We start from the raw sequence: 21,464 nt of genomic DNA on the forward strand, positions 1-21,464 counted from the left end.
GATGCCGCTATGTCCTCCGATCTGTCGAATACCGCCGGCACGTTCGTCGATCCCACCAGCGCGCCGGCCGCCAGCCCGGCCGCCAGCGCCTACAACCCGACCTATGACCCGCTGGTGTCGCCTCCCGGACGCGGGCAGGAATACGCGCCCACCTACTGGGTCGCCACGGCCGGACCGCCGCCGGCGGACGATGGGCCGATCCAGGGCGACATCGAGGCCGACGTGGTCATCGTCGGCTCGGGCTTCACCGGCCTGTCGGCGGCGTTGGCGCTGGCGCGCGACTATGGCGTGCGGGCGGTGGTGCTGGAGGCCAACCGCGCCGTGTGGGGCTGCACCAGCCGCAACGGCGGGCAGGGCCAGAACGCCTCGGGGCGTCTGTATCGCTCGCAATGGATCGAGCGCTGGGGGCTGGAGACCGCCCGGCGCCTGGACGCCGAGATCCACGAGGGTTTCGACTACTGGAAGAGCCTGGTGGCGCAGATCGATTGCGATGCGCAGCCGGGCGGCCATCTCTACACTGCGCACCGCGAGAAAAAGATGGATTTCCTGCGCAACGAGGCGCGGGTGATGCGCGAGCAGTTCGGTTACGACACCCGCATGCTGACCCGCGACGAGCTGCGCGAGCGCTACGTCGATGACCACGAGGCGATGGGCGCCTTGCTCGAACCCGACGGCATCGGCGTGCATCCGTTGAAGCTGGCCTATGGTTATATGCGGCAGGCTCGCGCGCTGGGAGTGCGGCTGCATCCGGGCAGCCCGGTGCTGGGCTGGACCGAAGAGGGCGGCGGCTATCGCCTGCAGACCCCGGGCGGCACCGTGCGGGCCAGGCGGGTGGCGTTCGCCACCGGCGGCTACACCGCGCAGGGGGTGAACCGGCTGCTGGACAACCGCATCATGCCGATCCTGTCCAACTCGATGGTGACGCGGGTGCTGACGCCCGACGAGCGAGCGCAGGCCGGCCTGAAGAGCACGGTGTTCATCACCGACACCCGCACCTTGCGGTTCTACTATCGGCTGTTGCCCGATGGCCGCATGCAGATCGGCAGCCGCAGCGCGCTGCGCGGCGCCGATGCGCAGCACCCCCGCCACCTGGCGCTGCTGCGTGACGGGCTGGCGCGCAAGTTCCCGGCGTTGCGGGGCATCGACGTGGACTACGCATGGACGGGCTGGGTCGACGTCAGCCATGACATGATGCCGCGCATCACGCAGCCCGATCCGGCGCGCCAGGTGTTCTACGCCTTCGGTTACGGCGGCAATGGCGTGGCGTTCTCGGCGCATGCGGGCCGCCGCCTGGCGCAGCGCATGATGGGGCAGGACGGGGTGAACTGGAGTTTGCCGATTTACAACACGCCGTTGCCCGGCCATCTGTTCGCGCCGTTCCGCCGCATCGGCCAGGCGCTGCTCTACCGCTGGTATTACCTGCGCGACGAGGTGCTGTAGCGGTGACGGCGGCGGTTCGTGTCGACGCGCGCGCGGCTACCGACGGTGACGGTAGCCGCGCGCGCCCGCTTCGCTCAGAACTGATAGCGCACACCGACCTGGCCGCTGTAATCGTGTTTCAGTTTGCCGGCGAAGCTGCTTTCGATCTGGCTGTATAGACGCCAGTTGGCGGACAGTCTGGCATTGAGCGACAGGTTGACCAGATAGCGGCTGTCGTCCGCGATCGGCTGGCTCAGCCGATCCCCCGCAACGCTGTTGTTCAGGATCTCGACGCTGCCCGCGCGCCGCAGGTTCTGCAGCCGGAACAGCCCGGCGGACAGGCTCAGCGCATGTTGGTCATCCGACTGCAGGATCACCCCGGCAGCGGCGCCGATCTTGGCATAGATCGGCGTGCTGGCATTGATCCGCACATCGACGCCGCTTTTATCGCCATGCAGCGTGTAGGCGCTGGTGCGGCCGGTGACCACTTCGATGGAGGGTTCGATGAAGGCGCGGTCATTGAACAGGTTTTTCCGCCATCCCGCCTGCACGCTGGCCAGCAAGGTCGTGGATCGCGCACCCTGTCCGTCAATGTTCAGGTTGGCCGGAAGATGATAGGTCTGGTTGGTTCTCAAGTATTTGGCGACGACGTCGATGAAGGGGCCGTCCTCGCTGATCCAGGCGTAGTAGAGGCCGATACCGCCCGTGGTGTGTTTCTCCGACAGGCTGCCTTCGCCCTGACCGGAGCCTTGGGTGTAGCTTCCCATGACGCCGTACAACTGCTTGCCAAGCTTGCGGTCAAGACCCAGCTGCAGCGTGGTGTGTTTCAGGTGGAGTTGCTCATAGTCGGCCTGTCCGTGGCTGGTCTTGAACCACAGTCCGGCCTGTTCATTCAATTGGCGCACATCTCCCAACCGTTTGTTGAACTGATTGGTTTCAAGCACGAAAGCGACCCTCGGCAGGCTGGCCAGCACGCCGGTGCGGAGGATCTGCCGCCGTACCGCGGTAATCTGCTTGACGGTGTCGTCGTCCGCGGTGATGCCGGACTGCTGCAAGCGGTCGATGATGCTTTCGCGCGATTGCAGGGCGTCCAACTCGGACAGCCTCAAGGAAAATGGCGTGAATGGCGACAGGGCGCCCGAGCCGTGCCCGGCGGCGCCGGTGTCCGGCGTGGCGCCGGACGCGGAATCCTGCGCCGGATCCTTTTCGGCGTGGGCCTCGGCGGGGCCGGTGGAGCCCGAGTCCGCCGATGGCGTGTCGGTGGGGGCGGTGGAGCCCGAGTCGGCCGACGGCGCGTCGGTGGGGGCGGTGGAGCCCGAGTCGGCCGATGGCGTGTCGGTGGGGGCGGTGGAGCCCGAGTCGGCCGATGGCGTGTCGGTGGGGCCGGTGGAGCCCGAGTCGGCCGATGGCGTGTCGGTGGGGGCGGTGGAGCCCGAGTCGGCCGATGGCGTGTCGGTGGGGGCGGAGGAACCCGAGTCCGCCGATGGCGTGTCGGTGGGGGCGGAGGAACCCGAGTCCGCCGATGGCGTGTCGGTGGGGGCGGAGGAACCCGAGTCCGCCGATGGCGTGTCGGTGGGGGCGGAGGAACCCGAGTCGGCCGATGGCGTGTCGGTGGGGGCGGTGGAGCCCGAGTCGGCCGACGGCGTGTCGGTGGGGGCGGAGGAACCCGAGTCGGCCGATGGCGTGTCGGTGGGGGCGGTGGAGCCCGAGTCGGCCGACGGCGTGTCGGTGGGGGCGGTGGAGCCCGAGTCGGCCGATGGCGTGTCGGCAGGGCCGGAGGAACCCGGGTCTGCGGCGCTGTCCGGCTTGGCTGGGGAGCCGGTATCGGGCGGCGGCGCGGGCTTGACGCCGGAATCGGCATCATCTGGCGATGGCGGCGCCGGCGTATCTCCGGGCGCCGCGGTCTCGCCCGGCGGCAACGCCTCCGGGGGCCTCTTGTATGCCAATTGCCAGTTTTTCTGCGTGGCCGTGCTGACGATTTCGAGGTTGGGCGCGTAGATCGTGAGCCCTTGCGTCACAGAACCGGGTTTGAAATAGCCGTCCGCGGTCGTTACGGGCGCGGTCGCCAACAGCAGGGCGCCGCTGCTGCTGGCCGGCGCGGGATCGTGAACCAGGAGCGTGAGATCCAGGTGGTTGTCGCCGCCCTGGGCCAGGGTGGTGATGACGATACTGTCGCTTTCCCCGCCTTCAGGTCGCGCGTTCAGGGCGAAGTGCACGCCGCTGGCGTTCATGGTGTCGGTTTGCAGGGTGTGCGGCGTCCAGTCCGCCCCAGACTGGGACAGTTCCACGCGGCCCGCTGTCGGCAACTGCAGCGAATCGAACTGCCGGTCTTGCGTCAACCGCCAGGGGGCATCCTGGCGCATGCTGATGAGCCACCATTGGCGTTGGTCCGCGTCATGGCTCACCGCGAGGCCGCCCAACCATGGATTGTCGCGCGCGGACGCATCGGCGGGGTCGGGTTTTTCGAAAGCCTGCTCCAACGTGAACAGATCGGCCCGCGTGGACCGCGGGGCGCTGAGCAACAGGGTTTCCCTGGCTTGCACGGCGGCGCTGGCTGGAGGGACGCCGAAGTCAGTCACGCGCAAACGGTTGCCGTTGCCGTTCAACTCAGTGGCGACCGTCAACTGGTCATGCTCACCGCTATACGGGTCGACACGAAAGGCAAAGACGCTATCGGACGCGGCAACGGTGCCGGCCGTCAATGTGTAGGAGGATGTCTTCGTTGTCGCCGCCAGCGGCCGGCTCGATGCCAGCGGCGAGCCGGGATTGGCCCGCGCCACGAAGGCTCGTCGCGTCAGGTCATTGTCGTCGAAGTTCAGGATCGCATTGCTGGCGCGTAGCGATTTCAGCGTCGAGTCGCCCGTAATGATCCAGCGGGAATTGTCGTTCGCCTGCAGGTTCGCCTCGGCGGCGGTCACCGCGCCGGCGTACACGGTTTGGGGCGCCCCGGCCGCGGCCGGGGCGCCCAGCGTGATGTCGCTGGCGGTCAGGCTGGAGACATCGCTGAACGAATGGCTGCCGGGCGCCATGTGCACGCTGGCATCGCTGCCCAGCAGATTGATGCCGCGGGTGAAGTAATAAGCCGTGTGGATTTCGGTCGAGGACGGGCTCGTGGCGCTGCCGGCCAGCGTGAGCGCCGCGCCATTGGCCACCGCGATGGTGCCGTCGCCATACCAGCCGGCAGCCCCCCGCAGGTGCGCGCCGGGGTGCAGCGTCAAAGCGCTGGCGGTGAAGCGGCTGGATTCCGTCAGCGCGGCCTGGTCGGAGAAGACATTGATGATGCTGTCGCTGGCATCGACGGCGCCCGCGAATTTCTCGTGGATGTCCAGTGTTGAATGTTCGCTCAGGGAAACCCTGCCCTGGTAACGGCTCTTGTCGGCGTCCGTATTGGCGATGGCGGTGCCTTTCACCGGTTCCTGGGCCAATGAGCCGCCATCGTTCTTGTTCAGGTACAACTGCGGGCTGCCCAGGATGATCTGCGCGCGTTGCGCGTCAATGTCGCCCAGCAGGGTGGCGTTGCGTGACAAGCGGAAGGTGGTGTCTGTCAGCGCCAGTTTCCCGACGGCGAACTCGCGCGTTTCCCAATCCGGCTGGTCAAACGACACGGATTGCGTCCGGACGGAGTCATCCCCGAGATCGAGCAGCTTGCGCGCATCATCCGGGGTGTTGATCGCATGGATCACCGGGTGGCCCTGGAAGACCAGTTCGCCTTGCCGCTGCGTGAACGAGTTTTCGCCGAGGTCCATGCCGCCGTCGGCGATGAACACCGTTTTCGACGGGTTGGCGATGCTGACGTCGATATTGCCTTGCAGGGTTCCCGGGAAGAGGAATTCCGTCTGTCCGGGGAAGTATTCCCGCTTGCGCTCATTGGCCTTCGCCAGCGCGAGTATTTTCGAGGTCCCCGCGTATTCCCAGTAGTCGTCGCTGGCCTGGGTGCCGTAGACCGGGACGGCGCCGAAATTGTTCTGCTTCAGGACGAAGTAGCTGAGCCCTTGTTTGTAGAGATCGCCCCGCTCTCCGGTGCCCGCCCTGACCGGCATCAGAATGTAGTCGCTTACCTCGGGCGGAGTCACGGGCGTGAGGTTGATCGTTGCGGTCGCTGTTTTCGTCGCGGTGTTGGTGATCGTGGCGCCATGGTCTTTTGCGTTGGCGTGCAGTTGATTGAACGTGATGTCGTTGCCATTGAGGTTCAGCACGCCGCCCCGGGCTCCCCATGCGATATGGTCGGGGTCGACCTGCCGGCCGTCGCCAAGCACGACTTCCGCGCGACCGCTGGACAGGGTGATGCCGTCGAACGCCTGAACGTTGTCGCTCTCGTCGGGCCGCTGCGACAGAATCACCTTGCCATCGCCGATTTTCAGGCCGCCCGGGTTGACGCCCTTGCCTGCAATGGTCAGGGTGCCGCGGCCGATCTTGTGCAGGTTGTCGCCGGCCACGCCGTTGACGCGCCAGACCACGGTGGCGTTTTCCTTCACGTCGATGCCGCCGCCCATCCAGGTCTGATCCGTCTCCGGGGAAACGATATAGCTGTCATGGAAGGTCAGCGAGCCGGCTCCCTGGTTGATGGGGTCGTGCAATGTGATTTCGCCGTGATCTGCGCCGCTTTCGGTGCGGAAGGCCAGGTTCTTGCCCGCGTCGAGCCCTTCGAAGTCGAGCGCGCTGTTGCCGTCCGCGTAGCTCAGGCCTGGCGTCTTCTTGTAGCCATGCATCAGGAACTGGCGGCCCTGCTGGGCCAGGCTGCCTGCGCCCCGGGCGCTATCGAATGACCAAAGCAACGGCCCCTTGCCATCCGCGTAGGCGACTTCCGGATCGTTATCCCTGGCGTAAACGCTATTGAGAAAGTCCATTGGCGGATGCGACCAATAGACATAGCCCGCCTCGCCGGCGGGCAATTCGATTTCTGCCGCCACGCCCGCAAGTACCCACTGCTTATGCTCGGCATCCCAGGCAAACAGGGGCGAACCGCTGTCTCCGTGTTGCACGAATGCGGGCAACAGACCATTGTCTCCCCGCGCGATCACAAAGGTGTCGTTGGACCACATCGGGGTGACGATGCCGCCTGTCGCCCATTTGTACGCGTAGCCGATCTCGTGCAGGCCGGGCGCGAGCTTGCCCGTCAAGGGATTGTGACCATTTTCGGGATGGTCGCCGACGAACTGGATGCCCATTCCGACCCGATAGAACACGGGGAATTTCTTTTTTTCTTCCTCAGTCCAGAGATCGGGGTCGCCCAGGGAGAGCAGCGGTGTCGATGTTCGCGATACCGGAAACATGGCGATCGGCGCCGCGTCGGTCACCAGCTTGCCCAGGCGGTTGAGATCGAAATCCCACTCCTGGGTCCAGTCCCTCTCGCGGTGGTAATCCGGGTGTATGTCTCTGCGGATCTGGGAGTAGGTCACGCCGGTAAAGCGGGTGCTGTCATGTCTGCCGTTGTGCGCTACGCCGGCGACATATTGCGGCGCGATCAGCGTTGCGATTCCGTTGTCGTCGCTGACGCTGGAAAAATCAATGAACGGGATGTCGCCGCTCAATCGGCCGCGCAGGGCGCCAGACTTGTCATGGATGGGAACGCTCAGGGCGCCGGGCTGGAACGCGCCCTTGTTTTCGGCGAAATCCCGGTAGGTCTGGTAGGGAATGTCGATGCTTACGTAACTGGCGCCGGCGATGCCCGGTAACAGGCCGGCGAACAACAGCGGCAGGGCGGCCTTTATCTTGCCGAGCGGCGTTCTTTTTCCCGTCGGCCGGGGGGGGCCGGTTGTCGAGCCGCGCTGGCGTCCGCCGCATAACTCGGATACCGCGATCAGTTGGTGCCGATGATTGTATTTGAGCGAGTAGATCTTGTTCATGGTGGTGGGGCGCGCACCCATTGGAACGAGGGGCTGCCATAGCGGTTTTCGAGCGATCGGGTGTCGACGCGGCCCGTGGCCGGGGCGCCATCGCGATCTCGATCGGCGGGACGGGTCGAAGCGCGCTTGGAAGCCCCCGCTTTTTCGACATCGCTGCAAAAGGAGCGGCCGGCGTACGCCGGCCGCTCGTTCAGATTGAACTTGAGTTTGGGGAGTCTCGCGTTGAATCAGCCGATAAATCGGACTGCTTCCATTTCAACGCCGCATCAGGCCGCCGCCCGCAGACGGAAGCGGCGCACCACCTGCGCCAGCTTCTCGATACCCGGCCCGATATGCTCGGCGCGGATCGAGGTGAAGCCGACCCGCAGGAAGTTGCGGGGCGCGCGGGCGGCTTCCATGAAGAACACCTGGCCCGGCTCCACCACCACGCCCTCGGCCTGCGCCGCCTGCGCCAGCTCTGTGGCATCCAGCCATTCGGGACCCTTGAGCCAGCACGATGACGAGCCGGTGATGGGCACGGCGGTGAAGTCGGGCAGCCAGCGCGCCAGCGCATCGGCCAGTTCCGCGCCGCGTTTCTGGTACGCCTGCGACTGGCGCCGCAGCAGCGAATGGTGGTGCCCCAGCGAGATGAACAGCGAGAACGCGCGCTGGATATAGGCGGACGGGTGGCGCAGCATCAGGCGGCGCAGCGCGCGCAGTTCGGCGGTGAGCTCGCGCGGCGCGACGATGTAGCCGATGCGCAGTCCCGGCGCGAATGACTTGGCCAGGCTGCCGACATAGATCACGCGGCCGTCGCGGTCCAGACTCTTGAGCGCCGGGATGGCGCCGTCGCCCCAGCGGCTTTCGCTTTCGAAGTCGTCTTCGATGATCAGGCTGTCGGCCTGGCGCGCCAGTGTCAGCAGTTCCTCACGTCGCGTCGGTGACAGGGTCACGGTGGTTGGGCACTGGTGGCCGGGCGTGACGAACACGTAGTCGCAGCCCAACAGGTGGGTGCCGGTGCGCAGGCCCTGGTCGTCCACCGGCAGCGGCAGCAGGTGGCGGGTATGGCTGGCGAAGATGTTGCGCGCGTCGGGGTAGCCGGGGTCCTCCATGCCGACCACGGTGTCCTCGTTGACCAGCAGGTCGGCCAGCAGGTAGAGCGCGTGCTGGGCGCCGACGGTGATGACGATCTCCTCGGCATCGGCCCACATGCCGCGGCGCGGCAGCACCTGGGTGCGGATCTGTTCGATCAGCGCGGGATCGTCATGGGTGATGAGGTCGGGCGCCCAACTGCGGATGTCCAGCACCGACAGCGCCTTGATGCAGCATTCGCGCCAGTCGGCGGTGGGGAACAGGTCCTGGTCGAACTGGCCGTAGACGAAGGGGTAGGGCTGCTTTTGCCAGTCGCGCGGCTTGACGATGTTGCGCTGGCGGCTGGGACGAAAGCGCAGCCGCTCGTCCCAGCGAACGTGGTCGACCGACGAGGCGGGTCCGCCGTCCATGCTGGGAGGCGCGGCGCGCCCCTCGAGTACGCCGTCGTGGACGAAATGACCGCTGCGTTCGCGCGATTCGAGGTAGCCTTCGCTGACCAGTTGCTGATAGGCGAACACCACGGTGTTGCGGGCAATGCGCAACTGGTCGGCCAGATAGCGGCTGGATGGCACCGGCGCGCCGGGCGGCAGGTGGCCGCTGAGGATCGCCGACACCAGCATCTGCCGCACGCGGCCTTGCAGGCTGAGGTTGGGGGCGCTTTCCCGTTCGAACAGGCGTTCCCACAACACAGGCTTGAGCATCGAGGCCTGGCTGGACATGGCGGCTCCTTGAAGTGGCGGCGCGCCCTGACCGCCGCGGCGTCGGGCGGGAGCAGGGACGGAACCCCAGGATAGAGGAGCGGCGTGGGCAAAAGGAATGGGGGATTGCCCTGCCGGCGGTTCCGGCTTGAACACACTGGCGGAAAAATGGAACGGGAGCCATCCGATAATCCGGGTCGGATGCGTGATTTTCCCGGGGCCTCTGGCGCGGGTCCCGCGCCGGCTCTATGGCCGCGCGCCGGCACTGGCGAGTTGCCCCGGCGGGCTCATGCAGCGGGATGTTACCGCGCCGTTCGCATGATGCGGGTCTGCCAGGCGGCCAACATCGCGCCAAGCTGTTCGGGGGAGAATCCGATCCAGTCCACCGGGATCACGGACGCGGCGACGTTGGGGGACAGCAGCGGAATACGGGCCCGCATGGCGTCGCTGACCTGGGTCTTCTGATTCGACGGCGCATAGAACATGGCTTGCGCGAAGGCCTGCTGCGCCTGCGGGCTCAGCGAGTAATTAATGAAAGCCTGCGCGGCTTCGCTGTTGGGGCGGTCCGTCACCTGGGCGATCATGAGCGTCACGACGACGGTGCCTTCCCTGGGCACTGTCGTGGCATAACCTTCCAGGGCGGCCTTGTGGGTTTCGCTGCGGGAATTCCAGCCCACCGCCAGCAGTGCCTGATGGTGGGCGACCAGCCAGTACTGGCTGGGACGGGGCGTCCAGGTCCGGACATTGGGTCCGAGCTTTTCCAGGTAGGCGAAGCCGGGTTCGAAACTGCCGGCGTTGTCTGGCATGCCCGAAAGGCGGTTCGCCAGCAGTGTCAGCGCGATCATGCTGCCGTCGAGCCCGGCGTTGGCCGCGATGGTGAGTTTGCCGCGGTACTTCGGGTCCCACATCTCGCGCCAACTGGCGGGAGGGCTTGAAAATGCCGACTCGGCGTAGACGAGGTTCATGGTGTCGTGCATGGCGGGCAACGCCCACATACCGAGTTCCCGGCCCAGCGGGCCCAGGTCCGCCGCATTGGGAACCTGCCGCGGATCCATGGGCGTAATGAGGCCCTCGCGCTGGGCCTGACGGGCATGGGCGGGGTCGAGGATAACGACGTCGATCCGTGGTCCCATTCTTTGCGAACGCAGTACCGACATGGCATTGCGCGAATCGCGCACGGGGTAGTAGTTCACCTGAATGTCGGGATGCTGCGCCTCGAACGGGCGGATCACCGCGCGCGTGTACTTTTCGTCGAAGGAGTCCACCCCGGAGGCCATGACGGTGATCTTTACTGGGGAGGCAGCCCGCGCGGGGCGCGCCGGCGAGGCGGCCGCCGCGCTTGCGACGAAAAACGCCAAAAACAGGCGGCGGCTCATGACACGATCCATTCGAGAGACTCCCTGGGCGCGCTGACTCACGGTCCTCGGATGGGCTGCGATCGAGCGCCGCAATGCTATTGCGTGCGACAGGATGGGCGCGCATGGCACAAACAATCGGAGTTTAGGAAATGTCTGATATTGCCGACAAGCGGTTTCTTGGAACATGGCACCTTGAACAACGTATGACTCCATTGCGGGCACTCTCGATACTCTGTTAAGCCAATCCAGCTTGAATGATGGCGTGGCAAGGGGGCGGCCTGGCCGCGGGAGCCCGGAACCTATCGTCATGTCATCCCGCTCCATTCCGTTCTTGCTGACCGCACTCGGCGCCGCCCTGTTCGCGCTATCCCCCCGGGTGCATGCCGCGCCCTTGAAAATCACGGAAAAATCCGTCATCCAACAATTGACGCTGCTGCCGGCAGTGCCGATCAATTACAGCGGACCCGGCGCCGCGCTCGAAGTGTCGAGCCCGACCGGCGTGATGACGGTCGACGCCAACGTGATCAATGCGGGCGCCCCGGCCACGACCACCATGGGAGCATTGGTCACGAAGGGCTCGATGATCATGCGGGATGCCGAGATTGTCACGCAGGGACAGGCCAGTCACGGTTTGAAGGTCGCCGCGGATCGGGGTGGCCCCGCCAGCCTCAGCGCAACGCGCACGCGCATCGAAACGTTCGGCGACCAGGCCTTTGGCGCGCTGGTGGAAAACGCGGGCGGACGCCTCGACCTGACCGACGTTTCGATTGTCACGCACGGTGGCGCGACGACCGGCCTGTTCGTGGGGGGGGCGGGGGCGCTGCTGACGGCTACCGGCGGCAGCGTCACCACGAGCGGCAACGGCGCCGAGGTCATGGACAACGGAAGCCTGCGCCTGGATGCGACCCGGCTCGATGTCGCCGGCCCCAATGCCTGGGGCATCGCCAGCTATGCTTCCGCGCCGGGTACTCGCAATACCATTTCGCTGTCCGCGGGCAGCCGCATCGAAATGCAGGAAGGCGCCGGCCTCATGACGGCTGGGGGCGACCATCAGTTCACTCTGGATTCGGCGACGATCACGGGACGCGCCGGTGGCGCGAGCGATGGCGGCCTCCTGCTGCATTCGCAGTCGACCGAGCAGGCGCGGGTGCGCGTTCCAGCCGGCACGACGACGCCCAGAGATATCGCCACGGGCAGGGTCGGATTGAACGCGACGGCCTCGCAACTGACCGGTGACGTACTCATGGAGAGCGGCACCGCCGATATCGCGCTCGCGGGTGGATCGACGCTGACCGGCGCGCTGGTCGAGCGCAAGGGGGCGCGTGTGGCCCGGCTGGCGCTGGATGCGTCCAGCACCTGGCGGGTGCGCGGTGATTCCTCCTTGGCGACGCTGGACAACGCCGGTACCGTTGCCTTCGTTGCTCCCGGCGCCTCAGGCGACTTCAAGACCGTGACGGTCGACCATTACGTGGGAGGCGGCCTGCTGGTGCTGAACACGCGCATGGGCGACGATGCATCGCCCACGGACCGACTGGTCATCAACGGCGGCAGTACGACGGGCGATACCGCGCTGCGGATCGTCAATGCGGGAGGCAGCGGCGGCCAGACCCGCCAGGGCATACGGCTGGTGCAGACCGTGAATGGCGGCACCACGACGGCCAATGCGTTTCACCTGGACGCGGGCTCGACCGGATTTCGCGCCAGTTCGGGCACGCTGGCCCTGAACGGCTATGAATACAGCCTGGCGCGCGGAGGCAATGGAGGCGTTTCTGCCGACTGGTATCTGACGTCGGCATACGGGACGCCGCAGGAATCCAAACAAGCCTTGGCGCCTTCAGGCGCGGACGCCCAAGCCAGCGCCACGCGAACCGACGCCAAGCAGCCGGCAGCCGGCCAAGCTGTCGCCAATGCCGAGGCCGTGGCGGCGCCCGCGAACAGCCGGATCAGGAACATCTCTCCCGAGAGCGGTGCATACGTCGGCAACCAGATTGCCAGCCAGCAGTTCTTCATGCATGGCGTCCAGGATCGGGCGACGGCCGCTGCGGGGGATGGCCCGGGAACCTGGGCGCGGGTATTGGCGCGGCGGGACAATGGCATGCGCATGCGGGACGGCGACGATGACATCGCCATCGATAGCTCGGTGTTGCAGATGGGCGGCGACCTGCTGCACGCCTTTTTGGGTGAAAAGGCTGCGATCCATGTGGGCGTGATGGGTGGCTATGGCGAGGCGCGTGTGCGCTCGCTCGCGACGATTCTGCCGGCGGGCGCATCTCAGCCGGTTCGGATACGCGCGCGTGGCAAGGTGTCCGGCTATTCAGCGGGCGCCTATGCCACCGTCTACCAGGATGACCTGACCCGCCTGGGGGCCTATGCCGATGTTTCGTTGCAGTATGGCCGCTACACCAACCAGCTTGGCAGTGAACTGGGATCGGCGCGCTATCGCGCCGACACGTGGACCTCGGCGTTCGAGATGGGGTACGCGCTTCATCCGTTTGCCGCCGGCTCGGCATTGGACAGCCTGGTGGTGCAACCGAAGGTGCAGGTGGCATACAGTCACTATGACGCGCAGGCTGCCTCTTTGCCGGGCTCGCGTATTGCTGGCGTCACGGAAAACACCTGGATTGCGCGTAGCGGGGTGCGCCTCTATTCCGAGGTCGCATCCGGCGGCGGCCGTTCGGCCGTGCAACCCTACCTGGAGGTCGATTGGCTGCACCGCGGCGATGGACCTTCGGTGCGGATGGGGCCGAACGAGTTCGAAGCCGCGCCCATGCGGGACGCGATGGAGCTGGCCGCGGGTGTGCACGGTGGTCTGGGCAAAGCGGTCACGCTGTCCGCGCAACTGGCGGGCGAGGTGGGAAGCCAGCACCGGCATGGTTATGGCGGTGAGATCGATATCGGCTATCACTGGTAGGGCGCGGCATCGCGCCGCGTCCGGTAAACCAGCGTTCAAATCCGTCCCTTCCACGGAATCGCGAATTTCTCCAGATACCGCACCAGCAGATCGAACGCGAAGGCGAACACGCCGATCACGATGATGCCCATGATGACCGTGTCGCTGGCCAGGAACTGCGCGGCGTTCAGCACCATGAAGCCCAGCCCGCGATCGGCCGCCACCATCTCGGCGGCCACCAGCGTGGTCCAGCCGACGCCGATGCCGATGCGCATGCCGGTGAAGATCTCGGGCATGGCGGCCTTCAGGATCACGTGCCAGACGATCTGCATGCGGCTGCCGCCCATGGCGTAGGCGGCGTGGATCTGCTCGATCGAGACCGAGCGCACGCCGGCGCGCGCGGCGATCGCCATGGGCGCGAAGATGGCCAGGTAAATCAGCAGGATCTTGGGGAACTCGCCAATGCCGAACCAGATGATGATGAGCGGCAGGTAGGCCAGCGGCGGCAGCGGACGGTAGAACTCGATCGGCGGATCGAAGATGCCGCGGGCGTAGCGGTTTACCCCCATCAGGATGCCGACCGGAATGGCGGTGGCGCAGGCCAGGAAGAAGGCCGAGAACACCCGCGTCAGGCTGGCCAGGGCGTGCTCGGCCAGGGTCGAGTTGGCCACGCCGTCGGTCATGGCGGACACGAACTTGCCGTATACCGCCTGCGGCGACGGCAGGAACAGCGGCTTGACCCAGCCGGCGTTGGTGGCCAGGAACCACAGCGCCAGCAGCGCGATGCTGGTCAGCAGGCTGATGTGGCCGCTGTAGCCGGCCCCGGGCGCGCCGTACACCTTGCCGGGCGCGGCGGGCCGGCGGCCGCCCAGCCCGCTAGGCATGGACGGCCTGCGCGTCGGCGGCGGCAAGTTCGTCGCCGTAGATGATGCCGAGGACTTGTTCGCGCATGGCGATGAAGTCGGGACTTGATTTGATGCCGCGGCCATCGCGCGTCTCCAGGTAGCGCCGGTTGAAGTCCGGCTGGAAGGTGTGGGTGATGCGTCCGGGGCGCGGCGACATGACGATCAGCCGCGAACCCAGGAACAGCGCCTCTTCCACGCTATGGGTGATGAAGAAGAACATCTTGCCGGTCTGGCGCCAGATATCCAGCAGCAGCTCCTGGATGGTCTCGCGCGTGAGCGCGTCGAGCGCCGCCATCGGCTCGTCCATCAGCAGCATGGCCGGGTCGCAGGTCAGGGCGCGGGCGATGCCCACGCGCTGCTGCATGCCGCCCGACAACTGGTAGATCATGTGACGGTGGAAGTCCTTCAGGCCCACCAGCTCCAGGTTGCGGCGCGCGCGGGCGCGGCGCGTCTCCTTGTCCACGCCCTGCAGCTTGAGGCCGAATTCGGTGTTTTCCAGCACGTTCAGCCAGGGCAGCAATGCGTGCTTCTGGAACACCACGCCGCGGTCGGCGCCGGGGCCGGTAATGGGGCGTCCGCCCAGCGTGATCTCGCCGTCGGTGGGCGACAGGAAACCGGCCAGGAGGCTCAGCAGCGTGGTCTTGCCGCAGCCGGAGGCGCCCAGCGCGACGACGAATTCGCCGGGTTCGATGGTCAGGTTGACGTCCTGCAATGCGATCACCGGTCCGCTGTCGTGCAGGCCGGGGTAGGTGACGCTGACGTGGTCCGCGCGCAGGGCCTGCGCGGCGGACGTGGCGGGTGCAGTCATGCGGGGTCCCCTTGCATGGTGCGACGCCCGCGGCCAGGCGGGCGCCGGGACCGGGCGCGGCTTGCGGCGCGCCCGGCGTCTCGCCGCGGCTATTTGGCGGCCGCTTTGGCGTACTGGTCGGTGACGTGGGCGCTGTAGTCGTCCAGCGCCTTGTCGATCTGCTTCTGGTCCTTGAGGAATTTGGCGCTGGCGGCGAAGGCGCGCGCGGCGCCCGATTCCTTGCCGCCGCCCAGCCATTCGGGCGAGGCCTGTTCCTGGGCGGTGGGGAAGGTCAGCAGCGTGAGCGCGGTGGCGACGTCGTCGGGCTTGCCGCCGATCAGCTTGACGATGCTCTTGACCTGCGCCGAATCGGCGGTCCAGGCGGCCGGGTTGGCGCGATAGGCGGCGTACGACTTGGCCAGCACGGTGGTGAAAGCCGCCATGAACTTGGGGTTCTTGGCGGCCCAGGCGCGATCGACCACCAGGCCGTCGAAGGTCGGCACGCTGGCGCGGCCGATGGCTTCGGAGTCGGCGATGACCTTGCCCGTCTTCTCGATCTCGGTCAGGGCGGGCGGCCAGACGTAGGCGGCGTCGATGTCGCCGCGCTGCCAGGCGGCCACGATCTGCGGCGGCTGCATGTTCAGGATGCGCACGTCGCGCGGGTTGATCTTCCAGACCTGTTCCAGCCCCACCAGCAGGTGAAAGTGCGAGGTCGATACGAACGGCGTGGCGACGCGCTTGCCCTTCAGGTCGGCGGTGCCGTTGATGCCCGAGCCGTTGCGCGCCACCAGCGCTTCCGACTTGCCGATGTTGTCCAGGATCCAGAACAGTTGCAGGTCGACGCCGCGGGTGGCGGCCGAGGTGATGCCGGTCGAGCCGAGCACGCCGACCGGCACGTTGCCCGAGGCCAGGGCGGTGGAAATGTCGCCGCCCGAGGTGAACTGGCGCCAGTCGACCTGGTAGCCGGCGTCTTTCAGGGCGGCATCGAAGCTGCCGTCGGCGATGGCGGTGAGGAAGGGGCCGACGATGAGCTGGTAGCCCACGGTCAGGCGGGTCTGGGCATGGGCGGGCGCGGCCAGCAGGGTGGCGGCCAGGCCGGCCAGGATGCCGCGGCGGATGAGGCGGTACAACGCGTTCATGGTGATCTCCCGTAGAGAATGGGCCGCGCCCCGACGCGACCGGCTTGTGCCGGTGCGGCCTGTGGTGCCAGTTTGCCCGGATGGGGCCGCAGCGCTAGGGCCAGATGCCGTATTCGATAGGAGCCAAGCCCCGCGCCCCGCGCCTTTTGGCGCAGGGCGCGGGCGAAAAAAAGCCGGCCCCATCGGGGGCCGGCCGTTTCGCGCGATGGGCGCACGCGTTTCAGCGGATCAGGCTGAGGAACTCGGCGCGGGTCGACGGGTTGTCGTGGAATTCGCCCAGCATCACCGAGGTGACCATGGACGAATTCTGTTTTTCGACGCCGCGCATCATCATGCACATGTGCTGGGCCTCGATGACCACCGCCACGCCGGCGGCGCCGGTGACGGACTGCACCGCCTCGGCCACCTGGCGGCTGAGGTTTTCCTGGATCTGCAGGCGGCGGGCGTACATCTCGACGATGCGCGCCACCTTCGACAGGCCCAGCACCTTGCCGTTGGGCAGATAGGCCACATGCGCCTTGCCGATGAAGGGCAGCATGTGGTGCTCACAGAGCGAATACAGCTCGATGTTCTTGACCAGCACGATCTCGCGAGTATCGGAGGTGAACAGGGCGCCGTTGACGATTTCTTCCAGATTCTGGTTATAGCCCCGGCACAGGTGGCGCATGGCCTTGGCCGCGCGCGCCGGCGTGTCGACCAGGCCTTCGCGGGACGGATCTTCCCCCAGGGCTTCGAGAATGGCGGTGTAGTGATTTTCCAATGACATGGGAACTCCTGGGGGCTGCGCGCCGGCGATGGCGATGAACACGCAAGTCTACTCCAGCGCGGGCCCGCTTCGCAGCCGGAAACCTGACGGATGGAGGGGTTATACGCCGCGGTTCTCCACCGCGTATTTGATCAGTTCGGCCTGGCCGTCGATGCCCAGCTTGCGCTTGATGTTCAGGCGGTGGGTTTCGACGGTGCGCACCGACAGGCCCAGCGCCTGGGCGATCTGCTTGTTGGCGTGGCCGCTGGCGATGTGGCGCAGCACGTCGCGCTCGCGCTGGGTCAGCAGGGTGGCGGGGGCGCTGGCTTGCGACAGGCGCAGCGACACGGCGGCGCTGAAGTAGTTGCGGCCGGTCATGACGCTATCGATGGCCGCCAGGATCTCCTGGGCCGGCTCGTCCTTGAGCAGGTAGCCGCGGGCGCCGGCGCGCACCGCCTGCAGCATGTATTCAGGGTTGTCGTGCATCGACAGCACCAGCACCGCGATCTGCGGATAGCGTTCATGCAGCTGCGCGGTCAGTTCCAGGCCGCCCACGCCCGGCATGTTCAGGTCCATCAGCACCAGTTGCGGCAGGGTGCCGCCCTGGGGGTCTTCGGCCAGGCAGGCCTGCAGGAAGGCCAGGGCGGCGGCGGCGTTGCCCGCTTCGCCCACCACCTGCAGGTGGGGCACGGTCTCAAGGCGCAGGCGCAGGCCGTCGCGCACCAGCGGGTGGTCGTCGATCAGCAGCAGTCGGATGGGGGAGCCAGGGTCGGTCATGCGGGTCGGGAAGCGTCGGAGGCGTCGGAGAAGGGCGGCGGCAAGGGCAGCCAGGCCTGCAGGGTGGTGCCCTGGTCGGTGGTATGAAAACTGAGGCTGCCGGACAGCGCGGTCATGCGTTCGCGCATGTTGCGCAGGCCGATGCCGCGGCGCGGATCCTGCTGCACCTCGGCGTAGTCGAAGCCGCGGCCGTCGTCATGGATGGTCAGGCGCAGGTCGCGTTCGGTGTAGGCCAGCGTCAGGTCGGCGCGGCGGGCGCCGGCATGGCGCACCACGTTGGTCAGGGCCTCCTGGGTGACGCGGAACAGGGCGGTGGCGTAGGCATCGGGCAGCTTCACCGGCCGGCCCTGGGTCGACAGGCGCACGGTCAGCGGCGCGGCGCCGTGCTGGCTGGCGCCGGCGAATTCGCGGCCCAGGTGTTCCAGCGCGGCCGGCAGGCCCAGGTCGTCCAGCAGGGTGGGGCGCAGGTTGTGCGAGATGCGGCGCACCTCGCCCACGGCGGTATTGAGACGGTCGAGCGCGCCGCCCAGCGGCGTGTCGATGTGCGCCAGCGCGCGCGGCTCGGCGCCGAGGGCCTGGCGCAAACGTTCGCGCGCGGCCTCCAGCGCCAGCTTGATCGACACCAGCACCTGGCTGATGCCGTCGTGCAGCTCGCGCGACAGGCGCGCGCGTTCGTCTTCCTGCGAGCGCACCAGCTGCTGCGCCATCAGCCGCAGCTTGGCGTCGGACTGGCGGTGGTCGCTGATATTGAGCGCCAGGCCGCAGGCCGCCACGCCCAGGATCGAGACCGCGGCGATGCCGGCAACCCAGGCGAACATGTTGCGGATGTTGGACTGGGCGGCGGCGTCGATGTGCGCCAGGGTCTGCTCGACGTCGTCCAGGTAGATGCCGGTGCCCAGCATCCAGCCCCAGCGTTCCAGCACCACCACGTAGCCGAGCTTTTCCACCATCTGGTGGGTCGAGGGCTTTTCCCACTGGTAGTGCACCGCTTCGCCCTGGCTGCCGCCGCGGCGGGCCGCCGTCAGCAGGTTCTGGATCACTGGCTGGCCGCGGGTGTCGCGCAGGTTCCAGAGATCCTGGCCGACCAGTTCGGGCTGGCGCGGGTGCATCAGGTTCCGCCCTTGCAGGTCGTAGACGAAGAAATAACCGTCGTGGCCGAATTCCATCTGCGCCAGCAGCGCCAGCGCGCGCTCGCGGGCGGCGTCGCCGTCGCTGGCGTCCTGCAGCGGGGCAATTGCGCTGTAGGCCAGGCTGACGTAATGGCGCAGCTCGCTTTCCTTGCTGCCGAGCCAGGCGCTTTCCACCACTTCCTTTTCGCGCTGGGCCAGTTGCAGGCCCTGCACGTAGACGGCCACGGCGATGGCCGCCAGCGCCACCAGCAGGGGGACGGCGGCCAACAGCAGGATTTTCAGGCGCAGCTTCATCAGGGGATTTGTATCAGCGCCGAATGCGCGTGTTGCGGTGCATCAAGGGAAAAGGCCCATGCCGGACAGGAGTCCGCGCCGCCGATTTTACGATCCCGGCGGCGAATATGCTGCGGCGCATTCCGTAGTACCACGTAGGGGGCTTGCGTAGTTCCGCGCTTGTTGCGCCCCGGGCAAACCGAAATACTAACGCCCGCGTCGACCGGACGCCGTGCGGACGTTCGCGCCCGCCACCCTACAACAATGAGTCTGCCTACCCGCGGGACGAAAAAAGCGTTTCACGCCAAAAGCATGGCGGGAGGCAAGAGGAGCACTTATGCAAACCAGCAGTAAGGGACTGGGTCAGCACCTGGTCTGGCTGGCGGTTGCGGTCCTGGGCGCGTTCGCGCTGGGCACCGTGGCGCTGGCCAGAGGGGAGACCATCAACGCGCTATGGGTGGTGATTGCCGCCGTCTGCGTGTACTTGATCGCATACCGCTATTACAGCCGCTTCATCGCCAACAAGGTGTTCCGCCTTGATCCGACGCGCATGACGCCGGCCTGGAAGTACAACGACGGCCTGGACTACGTCCCGACCAACAAGCATGTGCTGTTCGGCCACCACTTCGCCGCCATCGCCGGCGCCGGCCCGCTGGTCGGCCCCGTGCTGGCCGCGCAGATGGGCTACCTGCCCGGCATGCTGTGGATCCTGGCCGGCGTGGTGTTCGCCGGCGCCGTGCAGGACTTCACCATCCTGTTCATCTCGACCCGCCGCGACGGCCGCTCGCTGGGCGACCTGGTCAAGTCCGAGCTGGGCAAGATCCCGGGCGTGATCGCGCTGTTCGGCGCCTTCATGATCATGGTCATCATCCTGGCGGTGCTGGCGCTGATCGTGGTCAAGGCGCTGACGCACTCGCCGTGGGGCACCTTCACGGTGGCCGCCACCATTCCCATCGCGCTGTTCATGGGCGTCTACCTGCGCTACATCCGGCCGGGCAAGATCGGCGAAGTGTCCATCATCGGCTTCGTCGGCCTGATGGCCGCCATCACCTTCGGCCAGGACGTGGCCGCGCATCCGGTCATCGGCCCGATGTTCGACTTCGACGGCAAGGGCCTGACCTGGATCCTGATCGTCTACGGCTTCATCGCCTCGGTGCTGCCCGTGTGGCTGCTGCTGGCCCCGCGCGACTACCTGTCGACCTTCCTGAAGATCGGCACCATCGTCGGCCTGGCCATCGGCATCGTGGTGGTCGCGCCCGAGCTGAAAATGCCGGCGCTGACGCAGTTCGTGGACGGCTCCGGTCCGGTGTGGTCGGGCAACCTGTTCCCGTTCCTGTTCATCACCATCGCCTGCGGCGCGGTGTCGGGCTTCCATGCCCTGATCTCGTCGGGCACCACGCCCAAGCTGATCGAGAACGAAACCCAGGCCCGCTACATCGGTTACGGCGGCATGCTGATGGAATCGTTCGTCGCCATCATGGCGCTGGTGGCCGCTTGCGTCATCGAGCCGGGCATCTACTACGCCATGAACAGCCCGGCCGCCGTCATCGGCACCACGCCCGACCAGGTCGCCCAGGTGGTGTCCAGTTGGGGCTTCGTGATCACCCCGGCCGACCTGGTGCAGACCGCCAAGGACGTCGGCGAAAGCACCATCATCTCGCGCGCCGGCGGCGCGCCGACGCTGGCCGTGGGCATGGCGCACATCCTGCACCAGGCCATCGGCGGCCCCAGCATGATGGCCTTCTGGTACCACTTCGCCATCCTGTTCGAGGCGCTGTTCATCCTGACGGCGGTGGACGCCGGCACCCGCGCGGGCCGCTTCATGCTGCAGGACCTGCTGGGCACCTTCGCGCCGTCGCTCAAGCGCACCGAGTCGCTGCCGGCCAACCTGATCGCCACCGGCCTGTGCGTGGCGGCGTGGGGCTACTTCCTGTACCAGGGCGTGGTCGATCCGCTGGGCGGCATCAACACGCTGTGGCCGCTGTTCGGCATCGCCAACCAGATGCTGGCCGCGATCGCGCTGACGCTGGGCACCGTGGTGCTGTTCAAGATGAAGCGCGACCGCTACGCCTGGGTCACCGTGCTGCCCACGCTGTGGCTGCTGGCATGCACGCTGACCGCCGGCTGGCAGAAGCTGTTCCATGCCGACCCGAAGGTCAGCTTCCTGTCGCACGCGGCCAAGTACAACGCCGCCATCGCCGAAGGCAAGGTGCTGGCCCCGGCCAAGTCGCTGGCGGAAATGTCGCGCGTGGTGCTGAACGACTACATCAACGCCGGCCTGTGCGCGATCTTCATGTTCGTGGTGGTCAGCATCGTGGTGTTCGGCATTCGTTCGGTGATGCGCGCCCGCGCCGAGAACCAGCCGACCGCGCGCGAGACGCCTTACGAAGCGCTGCCGGCCGTGGCCGCCGGCGCGGACTGACGCA

At 66.9% G+C, this 21,464-nt stretch carries 12 protein-coding genes; 3 read left to right on the forward strand and 9 right to left on the reverse strand.

What is annotated here, in order from left to right; all coding sequences use genetic code 11:
* Positions 1–9: 9 nt before the first annotated feature.
* Positions 10–1,440, forward strand: coding sequence for an FAD-dependent oxidoreductase (locus ABFG95_RS27100; protein ID WP_238909243.1), 1,431 nt, complete (start codon positions 10–12; stop codon positions 1,438–1,440).
* A gap of 74 nt (positions 1,441–1,514) precedes the next feature.
* Here ABFG95_RS27100 and ABFG95_RS27105 read toward each other — a convergent pair whose 3' ends face one another.
* The 3 genes from ABFG95_RS27105 to ABFG95_RS27115 all read right to left on the reverse strand — a co-directional run bounded on the left by ABFG95_RS27105 (position 1,515) and on the right by ABFG95_RS27115 (position 10,410).
* Positions 1,515–7,265 carry a S6 family peptidase gene (locus ABFG95_RS27105; RefSeq protein WP_348995120.1) on the reverse strand — a complete coding sequence of 1,917 codons (5,751 nt, stop codon included), beginning with the start codon at positions 7,263–7,265 and terminating at the stop codon, positions 1,515–1,517.
* 266 nt (positions 7,266–7,531) lie between these two features.
* Positions 7,532–9,055, reverse strand: coding sequence for a PLP-dependent aminotransferase family protein (locus tag ABFG95_RS27110; RefSeq protein WP_348995121.1), 1,524 nt, complete (start codon positions 9,053–9,055; stop codon positions 7,532–7,534).
* Between the two features lie 281 nt (positions 9,056–9,336).
* Complete coding sequence (locus tag ABFG95_RS27115) at positions 9,337–10,410, reverse strand: extracellular solute-binding protein (RefSeq protein WP_348995122.1); 1,074 nt, start codon at positions 10,408–10,410, stop codon at positions 9,337–9,339.
* 289 nt (positions 10,411–10,699) lie between these two features.
* On the opposite strand from ABFG95_RS27115, the gene ABFG95_RS27120 reads away from it, so the two are divergent.
* A complete protein-coding gene (locus ABFG95_RS27120) occupies positions 10,700–13,303 on the forward strand; it encodes an autotransporter outer membrane beta-barrel domain-containing protein (RefSeq protein ID WP_348995123.1) in 2,604 nt (867 codons plus the stop codon).
* A gap of 35 nt (positions 13,304–13,338) precedes the next feature.
* Here the strand turns inward: ABFG95_RS27120 and ABFG95_RS27125 are convergent, their stop codons facing one another.
* The 6 genes from ABFG95_RS27125 to ABFG95_RS27150 all read right to left on the reverse strand — a co-directional run bounded on the left by ABFG95_RS27125 (position 13,339) and on the right by ABFG95_RS27150 (position 19,059).
* A complete protein-coding gene (locus tag ABFG95_RS27125; RefSeq protein ID WP_348995124.1) occupies positions 13,339–14,166 on the reverse strand; it encodes an ABC transporter permease subunit in 828 nt (275 codons plus the stop codon).
* Positions 14,159–14,995, reverse strand: a complete 837-nt coding sequence (locus tag ABFG95_RS27130; RefSeq protein WP_175146796.1) for a taurine ABC transporter ATP-binding protein — start codon at positions 14,993–14,995, stop codon at positions 14,159–14,161. The genes ABFG95_RS27125 and ABFG95_RS27130 overlap by 8 nt, the downstream gene beginning before the upstream one ends.
* 89 nt (positions 14,996–15,084) lie before the next feature.
* On the reverse strand, positions 15,085–16,113 hold the full coding sequence (gene tauA / locus ABFG95_RS27135) for a taurine ABC transporter substrate-binding protein (RefSeq protein WP_175146797.1): 1,029 nt from the start codon (positions 16,111–16,113) through the stop codon (positions 15,085–15,087).
* A gap of 220 nt (positions 16,114–16,333) precedes the next feature.
* Positions 16,334–16,879, reverse strand: a complete 546-nt coding sequence (gene folE / locus ABFG95_RS27140) for a GTP cyclohydrolase I FolE (RefSeq protein WP_049074114.1) — start codon at positions 16,877–16,879, stop codon at positions 16,334–16,336.
* A 99-nt stretch (positions 16,880–16,978) separates the two neighbouring features.
* A complete protein-coding gene (locus ABFG95_RS27145; RefSeq protein WP_049074112.1) occupies positions 16,979–17,635 on the reverse strand; it encodes a response regulator transcription factor in 657 nt (218 codons plus the stop codon).
* Positions 17,632–19,059, reverse strand: a complete 1,428-nt coding sequence (locus ABFG95_RS27150; protein ID WP_348995125.1) for a cache domain-containing protein — start codon at positions 19,057–19,059, stop codon at positions 17,632–17,634. The genes ABFG95_RS27145 and ABFG95_RS27150 overlap by 4 nt, the downstream gene beginning before the upstream one ends.
* Positions 19,060–19,375: 316 nt before the next feature.
* On the opposite strand from ABFG95_RS27150, the gene ABFG95_RS27155 reads away from it, so the two are divergent.
* Complete coding sequence (locus tag ABFG95_RS27155) at positions 19,376–21,460, forward strand: carbon starvation CstA family protein (RefSeq protein WP_348995126.1); 2,085 nt, start codon at positions 19,376–19,378, stop codon at positions 21,458–21,460.
* The last annotated feature ends 4 nt before the right edge of the window (positions 21,461–21,464 follow it).

Origin of the sequence: Achromobacter sp. HNDS-1, assembly GCF_040084795.1 — a bacterium.
GTDB classification, from domain to species: domain Bacteria; phylum Pseudomonadota; class Gammaproteobacteria; order Burkholderiales; family Burkholderiaceae_B; genus Achromobacter; species Achromobacter ruhlandii.